We start from the raw sequence: 18,107 nt of genomic DNA, 5'->3' as shown, positions 1-18,107 counted from the left end.
TTTCACTAGAAGTTTTAGTTCTAAAGATTCGTTAAAATCAAAAGCTTAGATACAGTTTTTAATAATTTTACACAAAACCAGTTGCCATGATAAAAACGCTTCACCTCTTTAAAATATTCCCATTATTTCTTTTATGCTCTACATTTGGATTTGCACAAGATGCTGAAGATATTATTGATAATTACTCAGATTATACAGAAGCACCAAGAGAAATTGCTTATGCTCATCTCAATAAGTCTACTTATATAGAAGGAGAAATGCTGGGATTCACAACCTACATTTTCGATAAGTATGCTAAAGGATCTTCAAAAATGACAAAGAACCTTTATTGCACAATAAGTGATTTAGAAGGAAATGTAATAAAAAAGAAACTTCTAAAAGTCGATGATGGAATTACATCTAATATTTTTGAGATCGACAGTCTTTTTAAAAGTGGTGTTTTCACCTTTAAAGCCTATACTAATTGGATGCGTAATTTTAATGAGTCTAACCATTTTGAGCAGACATTTAAAGTTATTGATGCTGATAATTTACAAGAAATAAAGCCCATTGCATCAGAAAAATTGCAGATTGATTTGCAGCTACTTGGAGAAGGTGGCCATATATCTTATGATGTTCAAAATGTTATTGGTATTGTAGCAAAAAATCAATTTGGTTTAGGTATTAAAAATGCTATTGGCAAAATCATTGACGAAAACGATATGGTCATCTCAAATTTTCAGCTAAATAATACTGGTATGGCTAAGGTAATTCTTAATCCTAAAGCCAACATTAAATATTATGCAGAACTCAACGCCAATGGAACTACAATAAAAAAAGAAATTGAAAACATTAAATCTGCCGGAATAGCAATGACATTGAATAGCCTTGGTTCTAATGTTATTGTTAAATTGGATGCCAACGATTTATTTCTAAAACAATTTAGCGAAGATATATTTAAGATTGCTCTCCACGATGGAAGCGAAATGCAGATTACAGAGTTTCAGCTAAATAGTAAGGGACAAATTATTCTTAGCTATCCTATTGAGAATTTGTATCCAGGTATGAATATATTTACTATTTTTTCTAAAAACAATCAGCCAATTTTAGAACGCCTATATTTTAATTTAAAAAATATAAAGACGAGTGGTCTTACAAATGTAGCATCTACAAAACTTAAAGACAGTATTAATGTAAAAGGTCAGCTTAAAAATATTGATATCTCTAAATTAACTAATCTTAGTGTTTCAATATTACCTAGTAATACTAAATCATATAATCATCATAATAATATATTATCACAATTGTTTATTCAACCTTATGTTAAAGGCACTATTGAAAATGCTTCACAATATTTTAAAGACACCAGAGAAAGTAACTATAATCTAGAATTGTTATTATTAACTCAGGGCTGGAGTAGCTACAACTGGAACACAATTTTTAATTACAATGCTGTTTTTATGTATCCTTTTGAACGTGGAATAGACATGGTAGCTAATATTAACGGAGATAACCCAGGAACATATGTCCTTTATCCATTAGAAGCCTCATCCTCACAGTTATTTGAACTTAAAGAAACAGATTCAGAATTTACTGCCAAAACTGTATTTCCAAATGATGATGATTTATTCAGAATCGGTTATATTGATTCAAGAAAAAAAGGATTTAAAATAAAACCTTCAATCTATCCTCAATTTTACCCTTCAAAGTTTCCCGATTTTAATTTAGAATATAAAACTCCACAAGCAATTTTTACTTCAATAATTGAAGACAGTAAAGAAATAGAATTAGATAAATCTTGGGAATATGGTGAGCAATTAGACGAAGTCGTTATTGAAGCGAGCAAAGAATTTACACGTGCAGAAGCATTAGCCAACAAAGCAATTAGATCTAAAGTAGACGTTATTAATGACAGAATAAAATTAAGAAACCAAAGATTAGATTTGTATCTACAACGCCTTGGTTTTAATACACAATTTGATTATTTCTCTGGCACCTTAAGTATCACTAATCCACGTGTTAATTGGGGAACAAATGTTCCTTTGGTATATTTAAATGAAGGACTTCTTACAACCAGTTCTACTTCAGATTTTGGTCTGTTAACATTTTTAAATATGCAAGATATTGACTACATAGAATACGAGCTTTATGGCGTTGGTGGTGGCATAAGAGGTCAAGCTGGCTTTATTAAAATTTACACTTCAAATGATTATAAATCTAAGGGCAAAAATGATAATATTCAAACTTATGATGTACCCTTGCGATTTAACAAGGAAAAAACCTTTTACGTCTCCAAGTTTAAATATTATAATTCTTCTTTTTATAATGAATTTGGAACCATTGATTGGAAACCTAACTTAGAGTTTAGTAAAGATGGCTCATTTAACTTTAATGTACTAAACACAAAGAATAGCTTTAAGTTATTCGTTGAAGGTGTTTTAAATGATGATACCTTTATCTCTCAAGAAATTATTATAGATAATCTATAGTGCTAAAAATAGCACATCATCCTATTTACAAATATCCACTTCCAAAGGGTCATCGTTTCCCTATGGATAAATATGAGTTACTACCTCAACAATTGCTCTATGAAGGTACCTGTAATACCAATAATTTTTTTGAACCTACAAAACCAAATGACAAGTATATTTTGGCAGTCCATGAGCCTGAGTACTATTATGATTTAGTAAATATAACTTTAAACCCACGTGCAGCGCGAAAAATAGGTTTTCCACTAAGCGAAATCTTAATAGAGCGAGAAGTCATTATTGCAGATGGTACAATTAAGGCTAGTGAGTATGCAACTAAATATGGTGTCGCTATGAATATAGCAGGTGGTACACACCATGCATATTCAAACAGAGGTGAAGCTTTTTGCTTGTTAAATGACCAAGCAATTGGGTCTAGGTATCTCCAAAGCAAAGGATTAGCTCGTAAAATTCTAATTGTAGATTTAGATGTGCATCAAGGTAATGGTACTGCAGAAATATTTAAGAACGATACTTCGGTTTTTACCTTTTCTATGCATGGTAAAAATAACTATCCTTTTAAAAAAGAGATAAGTGATTTTGATATCGCTTTAGAAAACGACGCCAATGACGAGACATATCTTAAACTGTTAAAAAACACATTGCCAAAACTCATACAAGACGAAAAACCAGACTTTATTTACTATCTATGTGGTGTAGATGTTATCTCAACTGATAAATTGGGTAAGCTAGGCATGTCTATAGAAGGTTGTAAAGAAAGAGATAGATTTGTATTAGAGCAATGTAAGCATTATAAAATTCCGGTTATGTGTAGTATGGGAGGAGGGTATTCCCCTAATATAAATACCATAGTTGATGCGCATGCAAATACTTTTAGATTAGCACAAGACATTTATTTTTAAAAATTAACTCTAAAAACTAGGTTAGGCGTAATACCGAGAGAGCGTTGCTGTACTTCTGCAACTTCACCGTTATTTATGCGATAAAAACTATTAATAATATTCGTTCTGTCTAAGAGGTTCCAAACGGACAAACCAATATTCGCTTTTGTTTTCCTTGTTAATTTAAAATCGTATAATGCAGAAATATCTACTCTAAGATAATCTTGTAATTCTGAAGAATTAGTAGCACCAAAATTAATAATAGCATCCGTTATTTCATTTCCAACTACAGGTTGGGTTGTTGGTCTCCCAGAATTCCAGTTTAACCCAGCTGATAACTTAAATTTTTCTGCTATATAATTAGTTCCTAGTGTAATAGCATGTCTTATATTAAAATTACTGGGAAATGTCCTTTCTGGTAAGTCATCAAAATTATAATCACTATTCATAAAAGAATAGCTGAGCCAAGAATTAAAATTGTTTAACTGTTTTCTTAAAATAAAATCTATACCTCTAACCTCATAAAACCCGCTGGTTCTTTCAAACTCATACTGGTTTTGAAAACCTTGACTCTGCGTTGTAATTCCTTTCACTTTTTTATAATAACCTTCTGCGCTTATGAGCCATCCTTTTTTACTAAAAGACAAAGCTAAAGATGTCTGTCTACTTTGTATAATAGGAATATCGCTGTTATTAGACAATTGCCATCTACGTTTTTCAATCCCTAAGAAATCGTTTTGAAAATTAATAACCTGAGATGTATTCTGATGCTTAAACTCACCTAAAACCGTTACTGAAAAATGATTAAAGAATTTATGAGAAAAACTTAGCCTTGGTTCTAGTAAATACTTCTCAAATTTGTCAATATAATTGTATCTAAGTCCTGTGGATAAATTAGTATTTCTATCCTTAGACTTATATGATAATTGTGAGAATAATCCGTGAGTTCTTATCACTTCCGAAACTAAAAGTCTAAAACGTGGTATATCAACATCATCTAAGTTTGTAATTTCGGTTTCTACAAAATGATACCCACTAAGTAGTTTTAACCCTTCGTTAATTTTATAGTTGGTTTTAACTTTAATACTTGTCTCAGATACTTTGTTTTCTTGCAAAAATCGCTGTGCATCTATTACATTAGCATTTATTGACTTTAATTTATAATCTGTTTCATAAGCTTCAAAAGTTGTTTGCCATTTACTATCCCAAACTTTAGAATATTCTATAGCTCCTGCAATGCTATTTTGGGTTAAACTACTTTCTTTAGAATCTTCTACAGAATCCACGGTTGTATTTTCATTAAAAACTAATGCATTTGCTACATTTATAAAATTAACACGTAATTCTTCTTTTGGATTTATTTTGTAAATCCAACGCAGCGATGCATCATAAAAATCAAACGTTTTATCTGAATTAATAATACTCATCGTATTATTTTCTACCTCTGTATCCTGCGAAATACGATCAAAAAAATTATTGTAAGTCGGAGTTTCAGTAAAGTCACTTATAGATTTTCGTGCTGCTACTTGTAATGACGATTTGTCGTTAATCGGAATATCAACAAAACCATTTGCATCGATAAAATTAACACCTATGTTACCTTTAAATTTCTTGCTTAAATCTTTGTCGGTTTCCATTGATATAGTTCCAGACACTCCATCTGTTAACTCAACAAAAGAACCATTTTTTGTTAGACTAACGCGTTGCGTTATTTGCGGATTAAACATTGATATTAGACCAAAAAAATGACCAGATTGATACATCTTTATATCATCCCATAAAATTAAATTCTGGTCATGCGTCCCTCCTCTAATGTTTATATTTGAAACAGTCTCATTTATACTCTGAATGCCAGGAAAAGCTTGTATCGCCTGTAATACATCTGTATCTATTAAACCAGGAAGAATATCGAAATCTGAAATGTCAATCTCAAAAGAGCCATTATTTAATTTGTTTATACCTTTTACAATATAACCAGATACCATTACCTCGGATAACTGCTGAAGATTAATACCAGTAACCTTAGCTATAATTAAAACCATATTATCATCCGTTAGTTTATATAGAAATGACGTATTAGTTTCTAAATAAATCAACGATTTCTTTAATGACAATTTTTCCGAAGGAGGTCTAATATTAATATTTAAAATTGAATCTTCTGCATAATTAAACTGAATATTAAAACGTATCTCAAGCGTATTTAAAATTTCGAGTAAAGGGGTTTTATCAGTCTCTTGTGTATGAGATTGAAAGAAAAAGATAAAATTGAAAAGCAGAATTAGTATATGCCGCTTAGTTTGTATTGCCATGAATTAGTACTTGGTTAGACGAACTAATTTCAAAAGTTAAATTCATTGGTTGCGTGATGGCAGAAAGCGCATTTTTGAGATTATTATGAGCAAAACCACCAGTAAATAAGCGCGCTGTATTTGTGTCTTTAAAGTCTACTTTAATATTGTATTGACGTTCTAATTCTTCAATTACTTGAGCTAAAGGAATAGATTTAAAACGACTTTTATTATTAGTCCATTGAGGCTTTACATCATCCGTTTTATCTTCACTAAAGGATTTGTTGAGTATGCGGTAAGAATCCCCTGCTAATAAATTTCTAGTAATAGTACCTGATGCCACTTTAACAATACCTTCATAACAGATGACTTCAAAATAATTGTCGCGAGTCTTCACATTAAACTGGGTACCAACAACGGTAACTACCCCATTTGCTGTAATAACATCAAATGTCTTCCCTTTAGCAACTTTAAAATAAGCTTCGCCTTTTAAATTAAGACTTCTTTTAGAATCCCACGCATTGGCATCATAAGTAATCTCAGAATCGGCATTGAGAATTACCTTGGATAAATCCGGAAGGTTTATATCTGTCTTTTGGCCTGCTAAAGTCCGTTGCTCAATAATATTTGTATTAAAGAAAGAAAAATAGATAGCTAAACCCACAACTAAAACGCTTGCAATTCGCATTAATGATTTTACCCATGTTAATCGCTTTACGGAAGACCTATTATGATAGTTCGTTTTAAATTTTTCAAAATTATCTGTTTCAAAAAATTGTGATGCTTTAAAATGTTGCGCTTTTTCAATTATATTTTGATTTATAGCATAGTCATCTCGCTCACTAAACGCCTGTTTTTCTGCATCAGTAAGTTCGTTATTTAACCATTTTTTTAATAAATCATCTTCAGTCATAAACTATCTCATTAATTATATAACAACTAACTTTTAAAAACTCCTGATTATTTTATTTTAAATCCTTCCAATTCTTTTTTAAGAATATTAAATGCACTATAAATTCTATACTCTACTACTTTTTGAGTTACACCCAAATATTCAGCGATTTCGCTATGCTTCTTCCCTTCAACTTTGCTTAATAAGAAAGCAACACGTTGCTCTTCTTTTAAACTTGCCAATACGTTATTATATCTTTCTAAATACTGTTCTTGCTCTAAAACAAATTCTGGCGTCTCATTGGTATAATGCTTTGGTTTAATTTTTTGGTGCTTAAGAACTACTTTTTGGTGCTTTATCTCGTTTAAAATTAAGTTATTAGCAACTGTAAACAAAAAGGACTTTGCTTTTGCAAATGTTACATTCTTGCAATTATCCCACAACTTTATAAAGGCCTCTTGTGCTTTATCTCGCGGATTAAACTGTGTGCCATATTTATAATATAAAAAATTATGAACATCATTTGAATACTTATTATAAACACGCTCAAAGGCAGCTTCCTCGCAAATATCTTCTGTTAGATTTTCTGGCAAAATAATTAGTTTAGATAAAGGTATTGAAATATTTTTTTAAAAAAGTTCAGTAGTTTTTAAAAGTTAGTTGTTATATATTAAATGGCACAAAACAAATACAAGCCATCATGAAATTAAAAACAGCTTTATTATTAGGTATTATAGTAATTTTCTCATCATGTAGAAAAGAGGAGACCGAATTTATACAAGCGCCTGAAGATGAAATTCTACAAGCAAATTCTAACATAGCTTCTTTAATACAAAGAACAACTTCTAATGATGGCTCCATAGATAATATTGTAGATAGAGCAAACTGCTTTGATATTGCTTTCCCATATACTATTATTGTAAACGGTCAGCAATTAACTATTGATTCTTTAGAAGATTACGCCGTTATCGAATGTGTTTTTGATCAATCGGACTCAGACATAGACAGTTTAGATATTAATTTTCCTATTTCAATTGTATTAGAAGATTTTTCTGAGGTAGAAATTAACAGTATAACAGAATTTAATACGTTTACTAATAATTGTAACGGAGAAAACATTGAAGATATGGATATTGAATGTATTGACTTTCAATACCCATTTGAAGCATCTACATTTAATCCAAATAATGAATTATTAAATACCATTATTCTCGAAAATGATAATCAATTTTTCAGTTTTATTCAGAATATTGATACAGTAGTTATAACGACTCTAGATTTTCCTATTAGCGTAATACTTTCGAATAACACTAGTGTTAGTATTAACAATTTTAATGAACTAGAATCGACAATACAAAACGCGATAAATTCTTGTGATGAAGATGACGACTATGACTTTAGTGATGATGATTGTGATGACTGTACTTCCAACGGAATAGAAGATTTATTAGTGAGTTGTGCGGATTGGACCGTAAATAGATTAAAACGCGATGCCACAGATTATGATAATGTATACGACGGCTATACATTTAACTTCTTTGATAATGGTACAATGATTGTCTATTGGAATTCTACTTCAGCAAATGGTACTTGGACGGCAAATGGTTTAGGAAATAATTTAGAGGTCTTAATAGACGTACCAGCTTTGCCATTATGCAATAATAATTGGATACTACAAGAAATTAAAAATTGCAGTATTGATACTGAAATTAATTTAACTGTAGGCGGAGACGATAGACTACAATATAAAAATAACTGTAACTAATTAGAGGGTATGCGTAAGTGGATTATCATAGTATTAATAGCGCTAGTTGCCAGTTATATAGGCTATAATTATATCTATCAAGACCATCGAAATATAGAAAAAGAAAGTGCTATTTTCACAATGACGTCTTCAGAAATAACCCAACTATTTTCTAAAGACATTGAGTCCGCAGAGAAGCAATTTTTAAATAAAACAATTGAAGTTTCTGGCTTAATATCAGAAATAAATACTAATGATATTACAATAAACGACAGCGTCTTTTGTCAATTTTTAAATACTATTAATAACTCATTAGAAAAAAATAATACTGTAATAATTAAAGGTCGAGTTATAGGCTATGATGATCTCTTAGAACAAGTAAAACTAGACCAATGTTCTATTATTAAATAAAAATTAATCAACTATAAAAAGAAAAATCATGAAAAGAAATTACACAATTACATTAGCACTATTCTTAGTTTTATCACTTTTCTGTTTTACAAATTTAACAGCTCAGGTTAGAATATTGAAGTTAGATCCTGCAACAAATTCCGTAACACTTAAAAATTTCGGGTCATCAAATGCACCAATCTCTGGATACTGGTTTTGTGTGCGTCCTGCATATGCACAATTAAGTAATATGACAACTGTTACATCACTAGATCCTGGTGAAGAACTAAATATAGCGAGTTCAATAAATTTCCCTGTCGCAAGTGGTGAATTTGCTTTATACAATAGTTCTAGCTTTGGGTCGAGTGCAGCTATAATAGATTTTTTACAATGGGGAACAGGCGCTGCAAATAGCAGAGAGTCTGTAGCAGTAGCTGCTGGTCTTTGGGTTGCTGATACATTTATTACCGATGCACCTCCTTTTCAATATAATGGCAATGGTACTCAAAATGGAGTCGCCAATTGGAGTACACTTAGTGTTAGTGACATAGGACTTTCAAATACTTTTAAAGTATTTCCAAATCCTGCGGAGAAAAAGTTAAATATCGAATTTCAGAAAGTAATTTCAACTGGTAAAATAGAAATCTATGACTTATTAGGAAAACAAATTATCACTGAGATTATAGCATCTAACAATTTTTTACAAATAGATGTTACCGCATTAGATCGTGGAGTTTACCTTCTAAAAATTTCGTCAGAAAATGGAGAAGAGACTAAACGATTTATAAAACAATAGCAGCAGTTATTAGCGTTTAAAACAAACATTTTACACATTCAATTTATAAATATGAGATATCCTATTATACTCGTAATACTATTCTCATGCCTAATTTTAAAGGCTCAAGAAGACGATTTATTAAGTGAGATTGATACAGATTCGGTAATCAATAATTATGCAACTGCGGCTTTTAAGGGCTTAAAGATTGTGAATTTTGAATCAACTAAACTCGTTGCAAAAAAAGAATTAACCCTTATAGTTTCTCATAGGTTCGGAAGCATAGAAAATGGATTTGATAGCTTTTTTGGATTAGATGATGCGGTAACTAGACTTAACTTTGTTTACGGTCTCACAGATGCAATAAATATTGGAATTTCAAGAAGTTCTTTTCAAAAAATTTATGAAACTTCTATAAAATATAGATTAATAAGACAAAAAGAAAATGGTTTTCCATTTACCATCGTTGCTTATAATTCTTTGCTTGTAAATACAGCGTTGGAAAAAGAAAATTTACCAAAGCTAAAATTTAGGGATCGTCTTGGATATACCTCACAAGTTTTAATATCTAAAAAAGTAAATTCAAAATTATCATTAGAATTGGCTCCTACATTTTTCCATGACAATTTTGTAACTATAGACGAACAAGACAACTCACAATACTCCATTGGTTTTGGCGGAAGACATAAGTTAACAAAACGCTGGTCTATTAATATAGATTATGGCTGGCACTTAAATAGAGCAGACAATTCTCCTTTTAAAAATCCTTTATCAGTTGGTTTTGATTTAGAGACTGGTGGTCATGTCTTTCAAATGCATTTTTCTAATGCACAGGCTATGAACACAAATGGTTTTTTGGGTCAGGCAACAGGTGATTGGAGCAATGGTGATATCTATTTTGGATTTAATTTAAGTCGTGTATTTTAAAAATTAGTTTTATGAAAAAGAAAAATATTATTCCTGTACTATTACTCTTATTAGCCTTTAGCTGTTCTAATAATAGTGAAGATGATTTGACTGAAGATATCTCAATCGAGGATACGGTCACCTATCTTGTAAATATAAAACCGATCATTGATAATAATTGTATTATTTGCCATAATAATCCACCTGTTAATGGTGCACCTAACGCATTAACAGACTTTAATTCTGTAAAAGATGCCGTACAAAACAGAAATCTGATTGGCAGAATTTCCACAAACGATTTATCGTCAGTTATGCCCTTAGGAGGTCCGCGATTACCTCAGAACTTAATAGATCTTATTATGCAGTGGGAAACTGACGGTCTTATAGAAAATTAAACTTTTAATTATGAAAAGAATCACATTTTTAGGACTACTATTAATTAATATAAGCGTATTTGCGCAAGGCAAATATTTAACCAAGACAGGACTGCTAACTTTTGAAGCATCTGTACCTTCTTTTGAGGAAGTTGCTGCAAAAAATAAATCTGTTACAGCCATACTAAACACTGAGAATGGAGACTTTGCAGCACTAGCTCTTGTTAAAGCATTTCGGTTTAAAAATGCACTAATGGAAGAACATTTTAACGAAAACTATGCGGAATCTGATAGTTATCCCAAAGCTACATTTAGAGGTAAACTAGAAGACTTCAGCTTAAAAACGATTACCAAAATAGATAAATTATTTACTATTGATGGTACTCTATCTTTTCACGGAGTAACTAAAAAAATAAATACTATCAATTTAACAATTAACAAGGTTGAAGATCAGATTTTTATTTCAGGTAATTTTAAAGTTTTAGTTTCAGATTTTAATATCGAAATCCCTAAGATAGTTGCGAACAAACTCTCTGATGAAGTGTCAATTAATTTTAGTTTTGAATTAGTTAAAAAGTAATTAAATCTATATTCTTTTGTGTTTATAACTGTTTATCTTTGTTTAAAACACATAAAGCTATGTTATCAAAAACAATTGAATCTGCATTAAACAAACAAATACGAATTGAAGCTGAATCTTCTCAAGTCTATCTTGCTATGGCAGTTTGGGCAGAGGTAAAAGGATTAGAGGGTATCTCTAACTTTATGTACGATCAGTCAGATGAAGAACGCGATCATATGCTTAAACTTGTAAAGTTTGTTAACGAGCGTGGCGGACATGCGCATGTTTCAGAATTAAATGCACCAAACGTTACTTTCAATTCTTTTAAAGAAATGTTTGAAAAACTATTGGAACACGAAATTTTCGTATCTCAAAGTATTAATGAATTGGTGCATATATCTTTGCAAGAAAGAGATTATGCTTCGCATAATTTTCTCCAATGGTACGTTGCTGAGCAAATTGAAGAAGAAGCCGTGGCAAGAACTATCTTGGATAAAATAAATATGATTGGAGACGATAAAGGTGGTTTATATTTATTTGATAGAGATATACAGCAATTAACAGTTAATTCTGCCGCACAAGATTTAAATCCTGGTATGTAGTTGTTAAATTTTATTTAGAATAAATAAAAATAACTATTTTTGCCATAGTGATTTACAACACTCTAAATGGGCAAGAAAAAAAAGAACAAAAAGCTTAAAAAACAACGCATTAAAATTCTTAATGCTAATGATTATAAAACTCTTGGTAAAGTAAAATCTAAATGTTGTAAAAAATATAAAAAAGCAGAATATAAACGCTGTAAAAAATGCCCTTGTTTTGACCTTATTAAAAAAGTTGCCTAATATAATATTCTATTTTTTTGTAATGTTCTTCCTGCAAAATAGACTTAGCAGTTATGATTTACAACTTTAAAGAATTTTCTACCAATGCTGTTTTTAATATTGGCAATGAAATAGATTTAAAATTATTCGCTACGGCCAAGCAGACCGAATTGTACACTTTCATTTGGGCAAATTCTGAAGCTATTGAAATCATTATAGATAGTATTCCTTTTACAATTAAGCCTCATAGTATTTTAGCCTTAACACCAATACAATACCTTCAATATATTAGTGGTAGTAATGCAATTATTTATCAATTTAATCGAGAATTCTATTGTATTAAAGATCATGACCAAGAAGTAAGTTGTGTTGGTATTTTATTTTTTGGTAATACCAATATCCCCATAATTCATTTAGATAAAACTGAGCAACAAAAATTTAAAACGTTACACGAAGTATTTATTGATGAATTAGAAACTGAAGACAATATACAAGCGGAAATGCTACGTATGTTAATGGCGAGATTCATTATAAAAAGTACACGCTTACTAAAAGCTAAAGAAGGTATTATTGAAACTCCAAAAAGCTCAAAGGTAGATTTGCTTCGTGAATTTAACTTTCTAGTAGAGCAGCACTTTAAAACAGAGCATAGTGTTTCATTTTACGCAGATAAGCTCTTTAGATCACCTAAAACATTATCTAATAATTTTGCAAAACTAAATAGAAGTCCGCTTCAAATTATTCATCAAAGAGTTGTTTTAGAAGCTAAACGTTTATTAACATATACAGACAAAACTGCGAAAGAAATAGCATACGAAATTGGTTTTGAAGATGCCTCCCATTTAAGTCGTTTATTCAAAAAATATACGCAACAATCCCCTTCAAATTATAAAAAGAATCTTAGATCTACACATTAGGAAAAATTGACAAGTCCTTGGGCAGATTGTTCATTTTATTAAAGTCACTTCTACTCCATCTTTGCATTGTAATACTAAAACAATAATAAGATGAAATTTAAAAACAAATCAATATTCAATCTCATTGAAATATTTAGAAGTAACCCTAAACGCATTATTAGCACAATAATTCCTAAGACACATTGTGAGCAAAAACATATTCACGATTATTACTGTGATGCTGAGAAACCTTTTATCGGCTAAAAAACAAAAAGGGAAATAATGACAAGTCGAAAGGAATAACAAACATGTCATAGCAGCCTAATATATCACAACTTTGTATTAACAAAATAGTAACAAACACACTGATTAAAACACAGTATAAATTTAAAATTATGAGCACATTTAATGTACCAACAAGAGAAGAAGTAAGTAACAACAATCAAGCAATTTTCGACAATCTTAATAAAGGTTTAGGTTTTATACCTAACCTATATGCTACTTATGCACATAGTGATACAGCCTTAGAAAACTACTTAACGTTTGCTAATGCCAAAACATCATTATCTGCAAAAGAAAAAGAAGTTGTAAACCTGGCTGTAAGCCAAGTTAATGATTGTATTTATTGTTTATCTGCGCATACTGCTATAGGTAAAATGAACGGCTTTACAGACGAACAAATCTTAGAATTAAGAGCAGGTTATTCTACTGTGAATAAAAAATTAGATGCTTTAGCAAAACTTGCAAAAAATATTACCGAAAATAGAGGTAAAACGGACGAAATAGTGCTTAACAACTTTTTTAACGCTGGCTATAATAAAGGAAATTTAATTGATGCTATTTCCTTGGTTGGCGATAAAACAATATCAAATTATGTACATAGCACAACTCAAGTCCCTGTAGACTTTCCGGTTGCTCAACCCTTAAAATTAGAAACAGTTTAAGAACATACATTAATAAATTATAAAAACAAGAATTATGAAAAAAATCATTTCAACATTAGTAATGGCATTAACATTTACGATAATAACTAATGCTCAGGATAGCATGAAGAAAGATGTTATGATGAAAGACATTAAAGCAACAGTTGTCTCATTAGAACAAACAAAAGGAGAGTTTACTCAGAAAAAAGTGAACTTAAAAGAAGGAAATTATATTTTTGAAATATCAAATAATAATGTCGGTCATCAAGTTGGTTTTGTATTAGTGCCAAAGGGTAAAGATGCTTCTAACCCAGAAAATCATATTAAAACGGCCTATGTCACAAAAGTTGTAGATAACAACAAAAAAGAAACGTCTAAGGTAACAGCTTTAGCGAAAGGCGAATATGTCTATTTCTGCCCAATGAATCCTACTCCACAATACAATTTGGTTGTTGAGTAAATAAGCAGCCTACAGAGCTAAAGGTAAAGCGCGATTTCAGAACAGAAGTCGTGCTTTGTTTTTTTACAAAATAAGGCTCCAGCTTTATTTAGAAAAAAGCGGAAATTATTATTTATAGCCCTTAAATATTTATCTTTATAGCCATACAAAATTGCACTTTTATCTATTATTTAAACACAATAAAAGCTATTACCTAAAATTATATTATTTTTAAAGCAAAAATTCATGTCTATGAAAAACTTTACATCAAAATTATTTAAAAGAATATTGCCAATACTTGGTATAGTATTTTTTACGCAACTAACCACAGCACAAGATAACGGGTTTGTTAGAGAAGTTTACACTCCAACTGAACCTTCATGCATCCTTTATGAGCGTGATTATACTGGTCCATCTTCTGTCTTTAGATCTCAAGAAGTTATTGATAAAATAGCGAGAGGTACGGCTTGTTCTGACATTTTTGTTGCCTATACTGGTTTTACACCTGAAGCACAGGCTGCTTTTCAGTTCGCTGTAGAAATCTGGAAAAATACACTAGAATCTCCTAAAGCTATAAGAATAGACGCTAACTTTACAGCACTTGGAGCTGGAGTTTTAGGGTCGGCTGGTCCTACTAATTTTTTAACTTCTAGTGCGCCAGGTACTCTTCCAAATACATTTTATCCTGTTGCTTTATGGGAAAAACTAAATAATAGAGATAGTGATTCTGGTATGTTTGGCCCAGATACTGGTACATCTACTGATATTAGCTGTAACTTCAGTAGCTCTTTTAATTTTTACTTTGGTACGGATGCCAATCCACCTGCCGGACAATTTGATTTTGTTTCTATTGTACTGCACGAACTTGGACACGGATTAGGTTTTACCTCGTTAAGATCTAGTGATGGAACGACTGGTTCTATAAGGGTAACAGCGGCAGCTAACCCAACCATTTATGATGTCTTCGTAGAAAATGGAACTGGTGCCTCAATATTGTCTTTTCCAGATCCTTCAACAGACCTTCATGATGAGTTTGTTGGTGGCGATTTGTTTTGTAATGGTCCACAATCGACGGCAGCTAATTCAGGTACATTAAATCAAATTTATGCACCTAGCACCTATAGTGGAGGCTCTAGTTATGCACATTGGAATGAAGCAACATACGTAGCGGGAGATGTAAACTCATTAATGACACCTCAAATAGGACCAGGTGAAGCTAATCATAACCCTGGACCAATAACCTTAGGATTTTTTGAAGATATGGGTTGGTCTTTATGTGCTACACTTTCTGTAGACGATTTTGAGCTTGATAACATAGAAATAAGCCCAAATCCATTTACGTCAACACTTACTATTAATTTATCTAATAGCCTTAGTGGTGATTATAATATTAATCTTTTTGATATTAACGGTCGTATAGTTAGAACTGAAGCTACATCATCTGTAAACGGATCAATTAGAATTTCTAATTTAGATAATTTACAAAACGCGCTATACTTTGTTAAAATCACTAATACTACAAATGGTCAAAGTATTACAAAAAAGGTAATTAAAAACTAAAGGATTTAAACTAAGAACTGAAAAAGAGATGCCAACTGGCATCTCTTTTTTTTATAGTCTTTTTAAATAAATATTATTTTCCAAGCATCAAAAGTTCGCTACAAATTACTTCAGTTATATAGCGTTTAATACCATCTTTATCTTCCCAAGAGCGTGTTGTTAATTTACCTTCGATAGCAACCTCTTTACCTTTTGTAATAAACTTCTCTACAATTTGAGCTGTTTTTCCCCAAGCCACAATATTATGCCATTGTGTATCAGTTACCTTTTCACCTTGTGCATTTTTGTAGCTCTCGTTAGTTGCTATAGAAAATTTTGCTAGCATCTTACCCGACTCTAAATTGATAATTTCTGGGTTATTTCCTAAGTTACCAATCAACTGTACTTTGTTTCTTAATGTGTTCATGTGTTCTAAATTTTATGTGTTAAACAGTTAATACTATTGAACCTTCATCGATTCAACACTGCAAATCTATGAGGACATTAAAATTTTAGTCGGTTATTACCTATTTAAATTCGTTTGTAAACGTTTGTTGTCATTTGTAATTAACTAATGGTTTGTTTTCATTATGATTTATTGTATTTTTAAAATTACTAGGACATACGCATATCTATGTTGCATACAATTTGCACAAAAACATATTTAGGATTAATTATTTCAATACTTTCATTTGTTTCTTGCAACAATGATAGTTACGATTTCAATAAACTCAATGTGGTAGATATTAACTCCCACGATCAATAATAGTCTTGTGAATCTGAGATTGTGATTTACAATGAAACTAAATCTATAATTGAAGGAACAATTGATATACCTATTTAAGTCGGTTCCACCAATGAACTTGAATTCGATACAGAATTTCTATGGCTTGGCGAAATAGCAGGTAATGAATCAATCTATAAATTAAACCCTGAAGATGAAACTGTAATTTCATAATTAACCAATATAAAACCGAAGGAACTTCTTATTTGAAAAGGGAAACCGCATATACATTTATTTTAAGTTATAAAACTAGACTATCTAATTAAAAATTAACTTTTTAGAACTAACCATTTATGGTAAAAAAGCTGCAAAACGAAACAATGGAAATTGCTAATGCAATATTCAAAGTATTTCAATTATCTTATAGTATTGAAGCAAAATTATTAAAGGCAACAGATTTTCCTCCACTTAAAAAACCTATTCAAAGCTATCAAAAAACGGATACTGTTTTTTTTGGTTATTATATGGATAAAAACTTAACTGGTATTATAGAAATTAAAAATTATAAGGCCCATACAGATATATGTAGCCTTGTAGTTCATCCAAATTTCTTTAGACTTGGTATTGCCAAATCGTTATTAAATTACGTTTTTAATAATTTTAAGTCTGAGTTATATACTGTAGAAACAGGCACCAATAACAATCCAGCAATTCAATTATACAAAAAGTTAGGTTTTAAAGAAACAAAAGAATGGAAGACTGATTTCGGGATTAGAAAAACGGCTTTTGTAAAAACAAATCTAATCAGCTATTAAATGAAACAGCTTCTAAGCTATATTATTCCATCAAAAAAGACTATAACATCTAAATACAGTGGCACATTAGAAATTGTATGGTGTAATGGTAAAAAACACCTCAACTCTAAAAATGCAATATACAGTTATGGTGCGCTACAGCGTATACTAAAATTTGGAATAGAAAAAATTAATCTTAATAGAGTGAATTCGGTTTTAGTTTTAGGAATGGGAGGCGGAAGCGTCATTAAAACATTACGAAACGATTTTAAATTCACTAAATCGATAGAGGCCGTAGAAATAGATTCTGTAATTATTGATATTGCAACGACAGAGTTTGGTGTATCCCAAAATGACCTATTAAACATTCATTGCCAAGATGCTTTTCATTTTGTTAAAAATAATATAAAGAAATTCGACCTAGTAATTGTAGATATTTATATAGATTTATCCGTTCCAGATCAATTTCTATCAGTAGAGTTTTGGAAAAATGTACTCAGCTGTAAATCTTTAAAAGGCTCAATTATATTTAATGCATCTGTACAAAACACTAAAATTAATAAAGTTAAAGCTGTTATTGAGTTTTTAAAAACCAAGGTCTTTACAGTAGATGTGTACCCTAATGTTAATGGAACAAATACTATTATTATAGCTAGAGGTTTATAATGAACTATTTTTTTAAATTGTA

General features: G+C 30.7%; 20 protein-coding genes. 16 read left to right on the top strand and 4 right to left on the bottom strand.

What is annotated here, in order from left to right:
• The first annotated feature begins 86 nt into the window (after positions 1-86).
• Positions 87-2,468 carry a hypothetical protein gene (locus tag ACFWU4_RS02920; RefSeq protein ID WP_411124695.1) on the top strand — a complete coding sequence of 794 codons (2,382 nt, stop codon included), beginning with the start codon at positions 87-89 and terminating at the stop codon, positions 2,466-2,468.
• Positions 2,468-3,370, top strand: coding sequence for a histone deacetylase (locus ACFWU4_RS02915; protein ID WP_411124693.1), 903 nt, complete (start codon positions 2,468-2,470; stop codon positions 3,368-3,370). The genes ACFWU4_RS02920 and ACFWU4_RS02915 overlap by 1 nt, the downstream gene beginning before the upstream one ends.
• Here ACFWU4_RS02915 and ACFWU4_RS02910 read toward each other — a convergent pair.
• From ACFWU4_RS02910 to ACFWU4_RS02900, 3 genes are read right to left on the bottom strand one after another with little or no spacing between them, the layout of a single operon-like run.
• Complete coding sequence (locus tag ACFWU4_RS02910; protein WP_411124691.1) at positions 3,367-5,658, bottom strand: TonB-dependent receptor plug domain-containing protein; 2,292 nt, start codon at positions 5,656-5,658, stop codon at positions 3,367-3,369. The two genes, ACFWU4_RS02915 and ACFWU4_RS02910, sit on opposite strands and share 4 nt — an antisense overlap.
• A complete protein-coding gene (locus ACFWU4_RS02905) occupies positions 5,642-6,550 on the bottom strand; it encodes a FecR family protein (RefSeq protein ID WP_411124689.1) in 909 nt (302 codons plus the stop codon). Before ACFWU4_RS02905 ends, ACFWU4_RS02910 begins: the two co-directional genes overlap by 17 nt.
• Before the next feature lie 47 nt (positions 6,551-6,597).
• Entirely contained in the window at positions 6,598-7,122 is a 525-nt protein-coding gene (locus ACFWU4_RS02900) for an RNA polymerase sigma factor (protein WP_411124687.1), read from the bottom strand.
• 107 nt (positions 7,123-7,229) lie between these two features.
• Here ACFWU4_RS02900 and ACFWU4_RS02895 point away from each other — a divergent pair, with 107 nt between their 5' ends.
• From ACFWU4_RS02895 to ACFWU4_RS02840, 12 genes are all read left to right on the top strand, one after another.
• Positions 7,230-8,294 carry a hypothetical protein gene (locus ACFWU4_RS02895; protein WP_411124685.1) on the top strand — a complete coding sequence of 355 codons (1,065 nt, stop codon included), beginning with the start codon at positions 7,230-7,232 and terminating at the stop codon, positions 8,292-8,294.
• A gap of 9 nt (positions 8,295-8,303) precedes the next feature.
• Positions 8,304-8,684 carry an OB-fold protein gene (locus tag ACFWU4_RS02890; RefSeq protein ID WP_411124683.1) on the top strand — a complete coding sequence of 127 codons (381 nt, stop codon included), beginning with the start codon at positions 8,304-8,306 and terminating at the stop codon, positions 8,682-8,684.
• A gap of 28 nt (positions 8,685-8,712) precedes the next feature.
• Entirely contained in the window at positions 8,713-9,459 is a 747-nt protein-coding gene (locus tag ACFWU4_RS02885; RefSeq protein WP_411124681.1) for a T9SS type A sorting domain-containing protein, read from the top strand.
• Positions 9,460-9,510: 51 nt separating this feature from the next.
• The gene (locus ACFWU4_RS02880; RefSeq protein WP_411124679.1) at positions 9,511-10,365 is read left to right on the top strand and encodes a DUF5777 family beta-barrel protein; all 855 of its coding nucleotides are present in this window, start codon (positions 9,511-9,513) and stop codon (positions 10,363-10,365) included.
• A gap of 11 nt (positions 10,366-10,376) precedes the next feature.
• The gene (locus ACFWU4_RS02875) at positions 10,377-10,739 is read left to right on the top strand and encodes a hypothetical protein (RefSeq protein ID WP_411124677.1); all 363 of its coding nucleotides are present in this window, start codon (positions 10,377-10,379) and stop codon (positions 10,737-10,739) included.
• A 10-nt stretch (positions 10,740-10,749) separates the two neighbouring features.
• Positions 10,750-11,298, top strand: a complete 549-nt coding sequence (locus ACFWU4_RS02870; RefSeq protein WP_411124675.1) for a YceI family protein — start codon at positions 10,750-10,752, stop codon at positions 11,296-11,298.
• A gap of 59 nt (positions 11,299-11,357) precedes the next feature.
• Positions 11,358-11,882, top strand: coding sequence for a ferritin (locus tag ACFWU4_RS02865; RefSeq protein ID WP_411124673.1), 525 nt, complete (start codon positions 11,358-11,360; stop codon positions 11,880-11,882).
• A 66-nt stretch (positions 11,883-11,948) separates the two neighbouring features.
• On the top strand, positions 11,949-12,125 hold the full coding sequence (locus tag ACFWU4_RS02860; RefSeq protein ID WP_411124671.1) for a hypothetical protein: 177 nt from the start codon (positions 11,949-11,951) through the stop codon (positions 12,123-12,125).
• Positions 12,126-12,178: 53 nt separating this feature from the next.
• Complete coding sequence (locus ACFWU4_RS02855) at positions 12,179-13,021, top strand: helix-turn-helix domain-containing protein (protein ID WP_411124669.1); 843 nt, start codon at positions 12,179-12,181, stop codon at positions 13,019-13,021.
• 374 nt (positions 13,022-13,395) lie between these two features.
• Positions 13,396-13,944, top strand: a complete 549-nt coding sequence (locus tag ACFWU4_RS02850; protein WP_411124668.1) for a carboxymuconolactone decarboxylase family protein — start codon at positions 13,396-13,398, stop codon at positions 13,942-13,944.
• Between the two features lie 34 nt (positions 13,945-13,978).
• Positions 13,979-14,383, top strand: coding sequence for a cupredoxin domain-containing protein (locus ACFWU4_RS02845; RefSeq protein WP_411124666.1), 405 nt, complete (start codon positions 13,979-13,981; stop codon positions 14,381-14,383).
• A 231-nt stretch (positions 14,384-14,614) separates the two neighbouring features.
• Positions 14,615-15,922, top strand: coding sequence for a T9SS type A sorting domain-containing protein (locus ACFWU4_RS02840; RefSeq protein ID WP_411124664.1), 1,308 nt, complete (start codon positions 14,615-14,617; stop codon positions 15,920-15,922).
• Between the two features lie 73 nt (positions 15,923-15,995).
• On the opposite strand, the gene ACFWU4_RS02835 is transcribed toward ACFWU4_RS02840, so the two are convergent.
• The gene (locus tag ACFWU4_RS02835; RefSeq protein ID WP_411124662.1) at positions 15,996-16,328 is read right to left on the bottom strand and encodes a single-stranded DNA-binding protein; all 333 of its coding nucleotides are present in this window, start codon (positions 16,326-16,328) and stop codon (positions 15,996-15,998) included.
• 650 nt (positions 16,329-16,978) lie between these two features.
• Here ACFWU4_RS02835 and ACFWU4_RS02830 point away from each other — a divergent pair.
• Together ACFWU4_RS02830 and ACFWU4_RS02825 are read left to right on the top strand one after the other, a co-directional pair.
• Entirely contained in the window at positions 16,979-17,440 is a 462-nt protein-coding gene (locus ACFWU4_RS02830) for a GNAT family N-acetyltransferase (protein WP_411124660.1), read from the top strand.
• Positions 17,441-18,085, top strand: a complete 645-nt coding sequence (locus tag ACFWU4_RS02825) for a spermidine synthase (protein ID WP_411124658.1) — start codon at positions 17,441-17,443, stop codon at positions 18,083-18,085. It abuts the gene before it with no gap.
• Positions 18,086-18,107 lie beyond the last annotated feature (22 nt).

The organism is Winogradskyella sp. PE311 (genome assembly GCF_046545555.1).
Taxonomy (GTDB): Bacteria; Bacteroidota; Bacteroidia; order Flavobacteriales; family Flavobacteriaceae; genus Winogradskyella.
This window is presented reverse-complemented; position numbering and strand designations above follow the sequence as displayed.

Coding starts and splice junctions, on each gene's coding strand:
- ACFWU4_RS02920 (WP_411124695.1), top strand. CDS start 87: ATGATAAAAACGCTTCACCTCTTTAAAATATTCCCATTATTTCTTTTA.
- ACFWU4_RS02910 (WP_411124691.1), bottom strand. CDS start 5,658: ATGGCAATACAAACTAAGCGGCATATACTAATTCTGCTTTTCAATTTT.
- ACFWU4_RS02905 (WP_411124689.1), bottom strand. CDS start 6,550: ATGACTGAAGATGATTTATTAAAAAAATGGTTAAATAACGAACTTACT.
- ACFWU4_RS02895 (WP_411124685.1), top strand. CDS start 7,230: ATGAAATTAAAAACAGCTTTATTATTAGGTATTATAGTAATTTTCTCA.
- ACFWU4_RS02890 (WP_411124683.1), top strand. CDS start 8,304: ATGCGTAAGTGGATTATCATAGTATTAATAGCGCTAGTTGCCAGTTAT.
- ACFWU4_RS02885 (WP_411124681.1), top strand. CDS start 8,713: ATGAAAAGAAATTACACAATTACATTAGCACTATTCTTAGTTTTATCA.
- ACFWU4_RS02880 (WP_411124679.1), top strand. CDS start 9,511: ATGAGATATCCTATTATACTCGTAATACTATTCTCATGCCTAATTTTA.
- ACFWU4_RS02875 (WP_411124677.1), top strand. CDS start 10,377: ATGAAAAAGAAAAATATTATTCCTGTACTATTACTCTTATTAGCCTTT.
- ACFWU4_RS02870 (WP_411124675.1), top strand. CDS start 10,750: ATGAAAAGAATCACATTTTTAGGACTACTATTAATTAATATAAGCGTA.
- ACFWU4_RS02865 (WP_411124673.1), top strand. CDS start 11,358: ATGTTATCAAAAACAATTGAATCTGCATTAAACAAACAAATACGAATT.
- ACFWU4_RS02860 (WP_411124671.1), top strand. CDS start 11,949: ATGGGCAAGAAAAAAAAGAACAAAAAGCTTAAAAAACAACGCATTAAA.
- ACFWU4_RS02855 (WP_411124669.1), top strand. CDS start 12,179: ATGATTTACAACTTTAAAGAATTTTCTACCAATGCTGTTTTTAATATT.
- ACFWU4_RS02850 (WP_411124668.1), top strand. CDS start 13,396: ATGAGCACATTTAATGTACCAACAAGAGAAGAAGTAAGTAACAACAAT.
- ACFWU4_RS02845 (WP_411124666.1), top strand. CDS start 13,979: ATGAAAAAAATCATTTCAACATTAGTAATGGCATTAACATTTACGATA.
- ACFWU4_RS02840 (WP_411124664.1), top strand. CDS start 14,615: ATGAAAAACTTTACATCAAAATTATTTAAAAGAATATTGCCAATACTT.
- ACFWU4_RS02835 (WP_411124662.1), bottom strand. CDS start 16,328: ATGAACACATTAAGAAACAAAGTACAGTTGATTGGTAACTTAGGAAAT.
- ACFWU4_RS02830 (WP_411124660.1), top strand. CDS start 16,979: ATGGTAAAAAAGCTGCAAAACGAAACAATGGAAATTGCTAATGCAATA.
- ACFWU4_RS02825 (WP_411124658.1), top strand. CDS start 17,441: ATGAAACAGCTTCTAAGCTATATTATTCCATCAAAAAAGACTATAACA.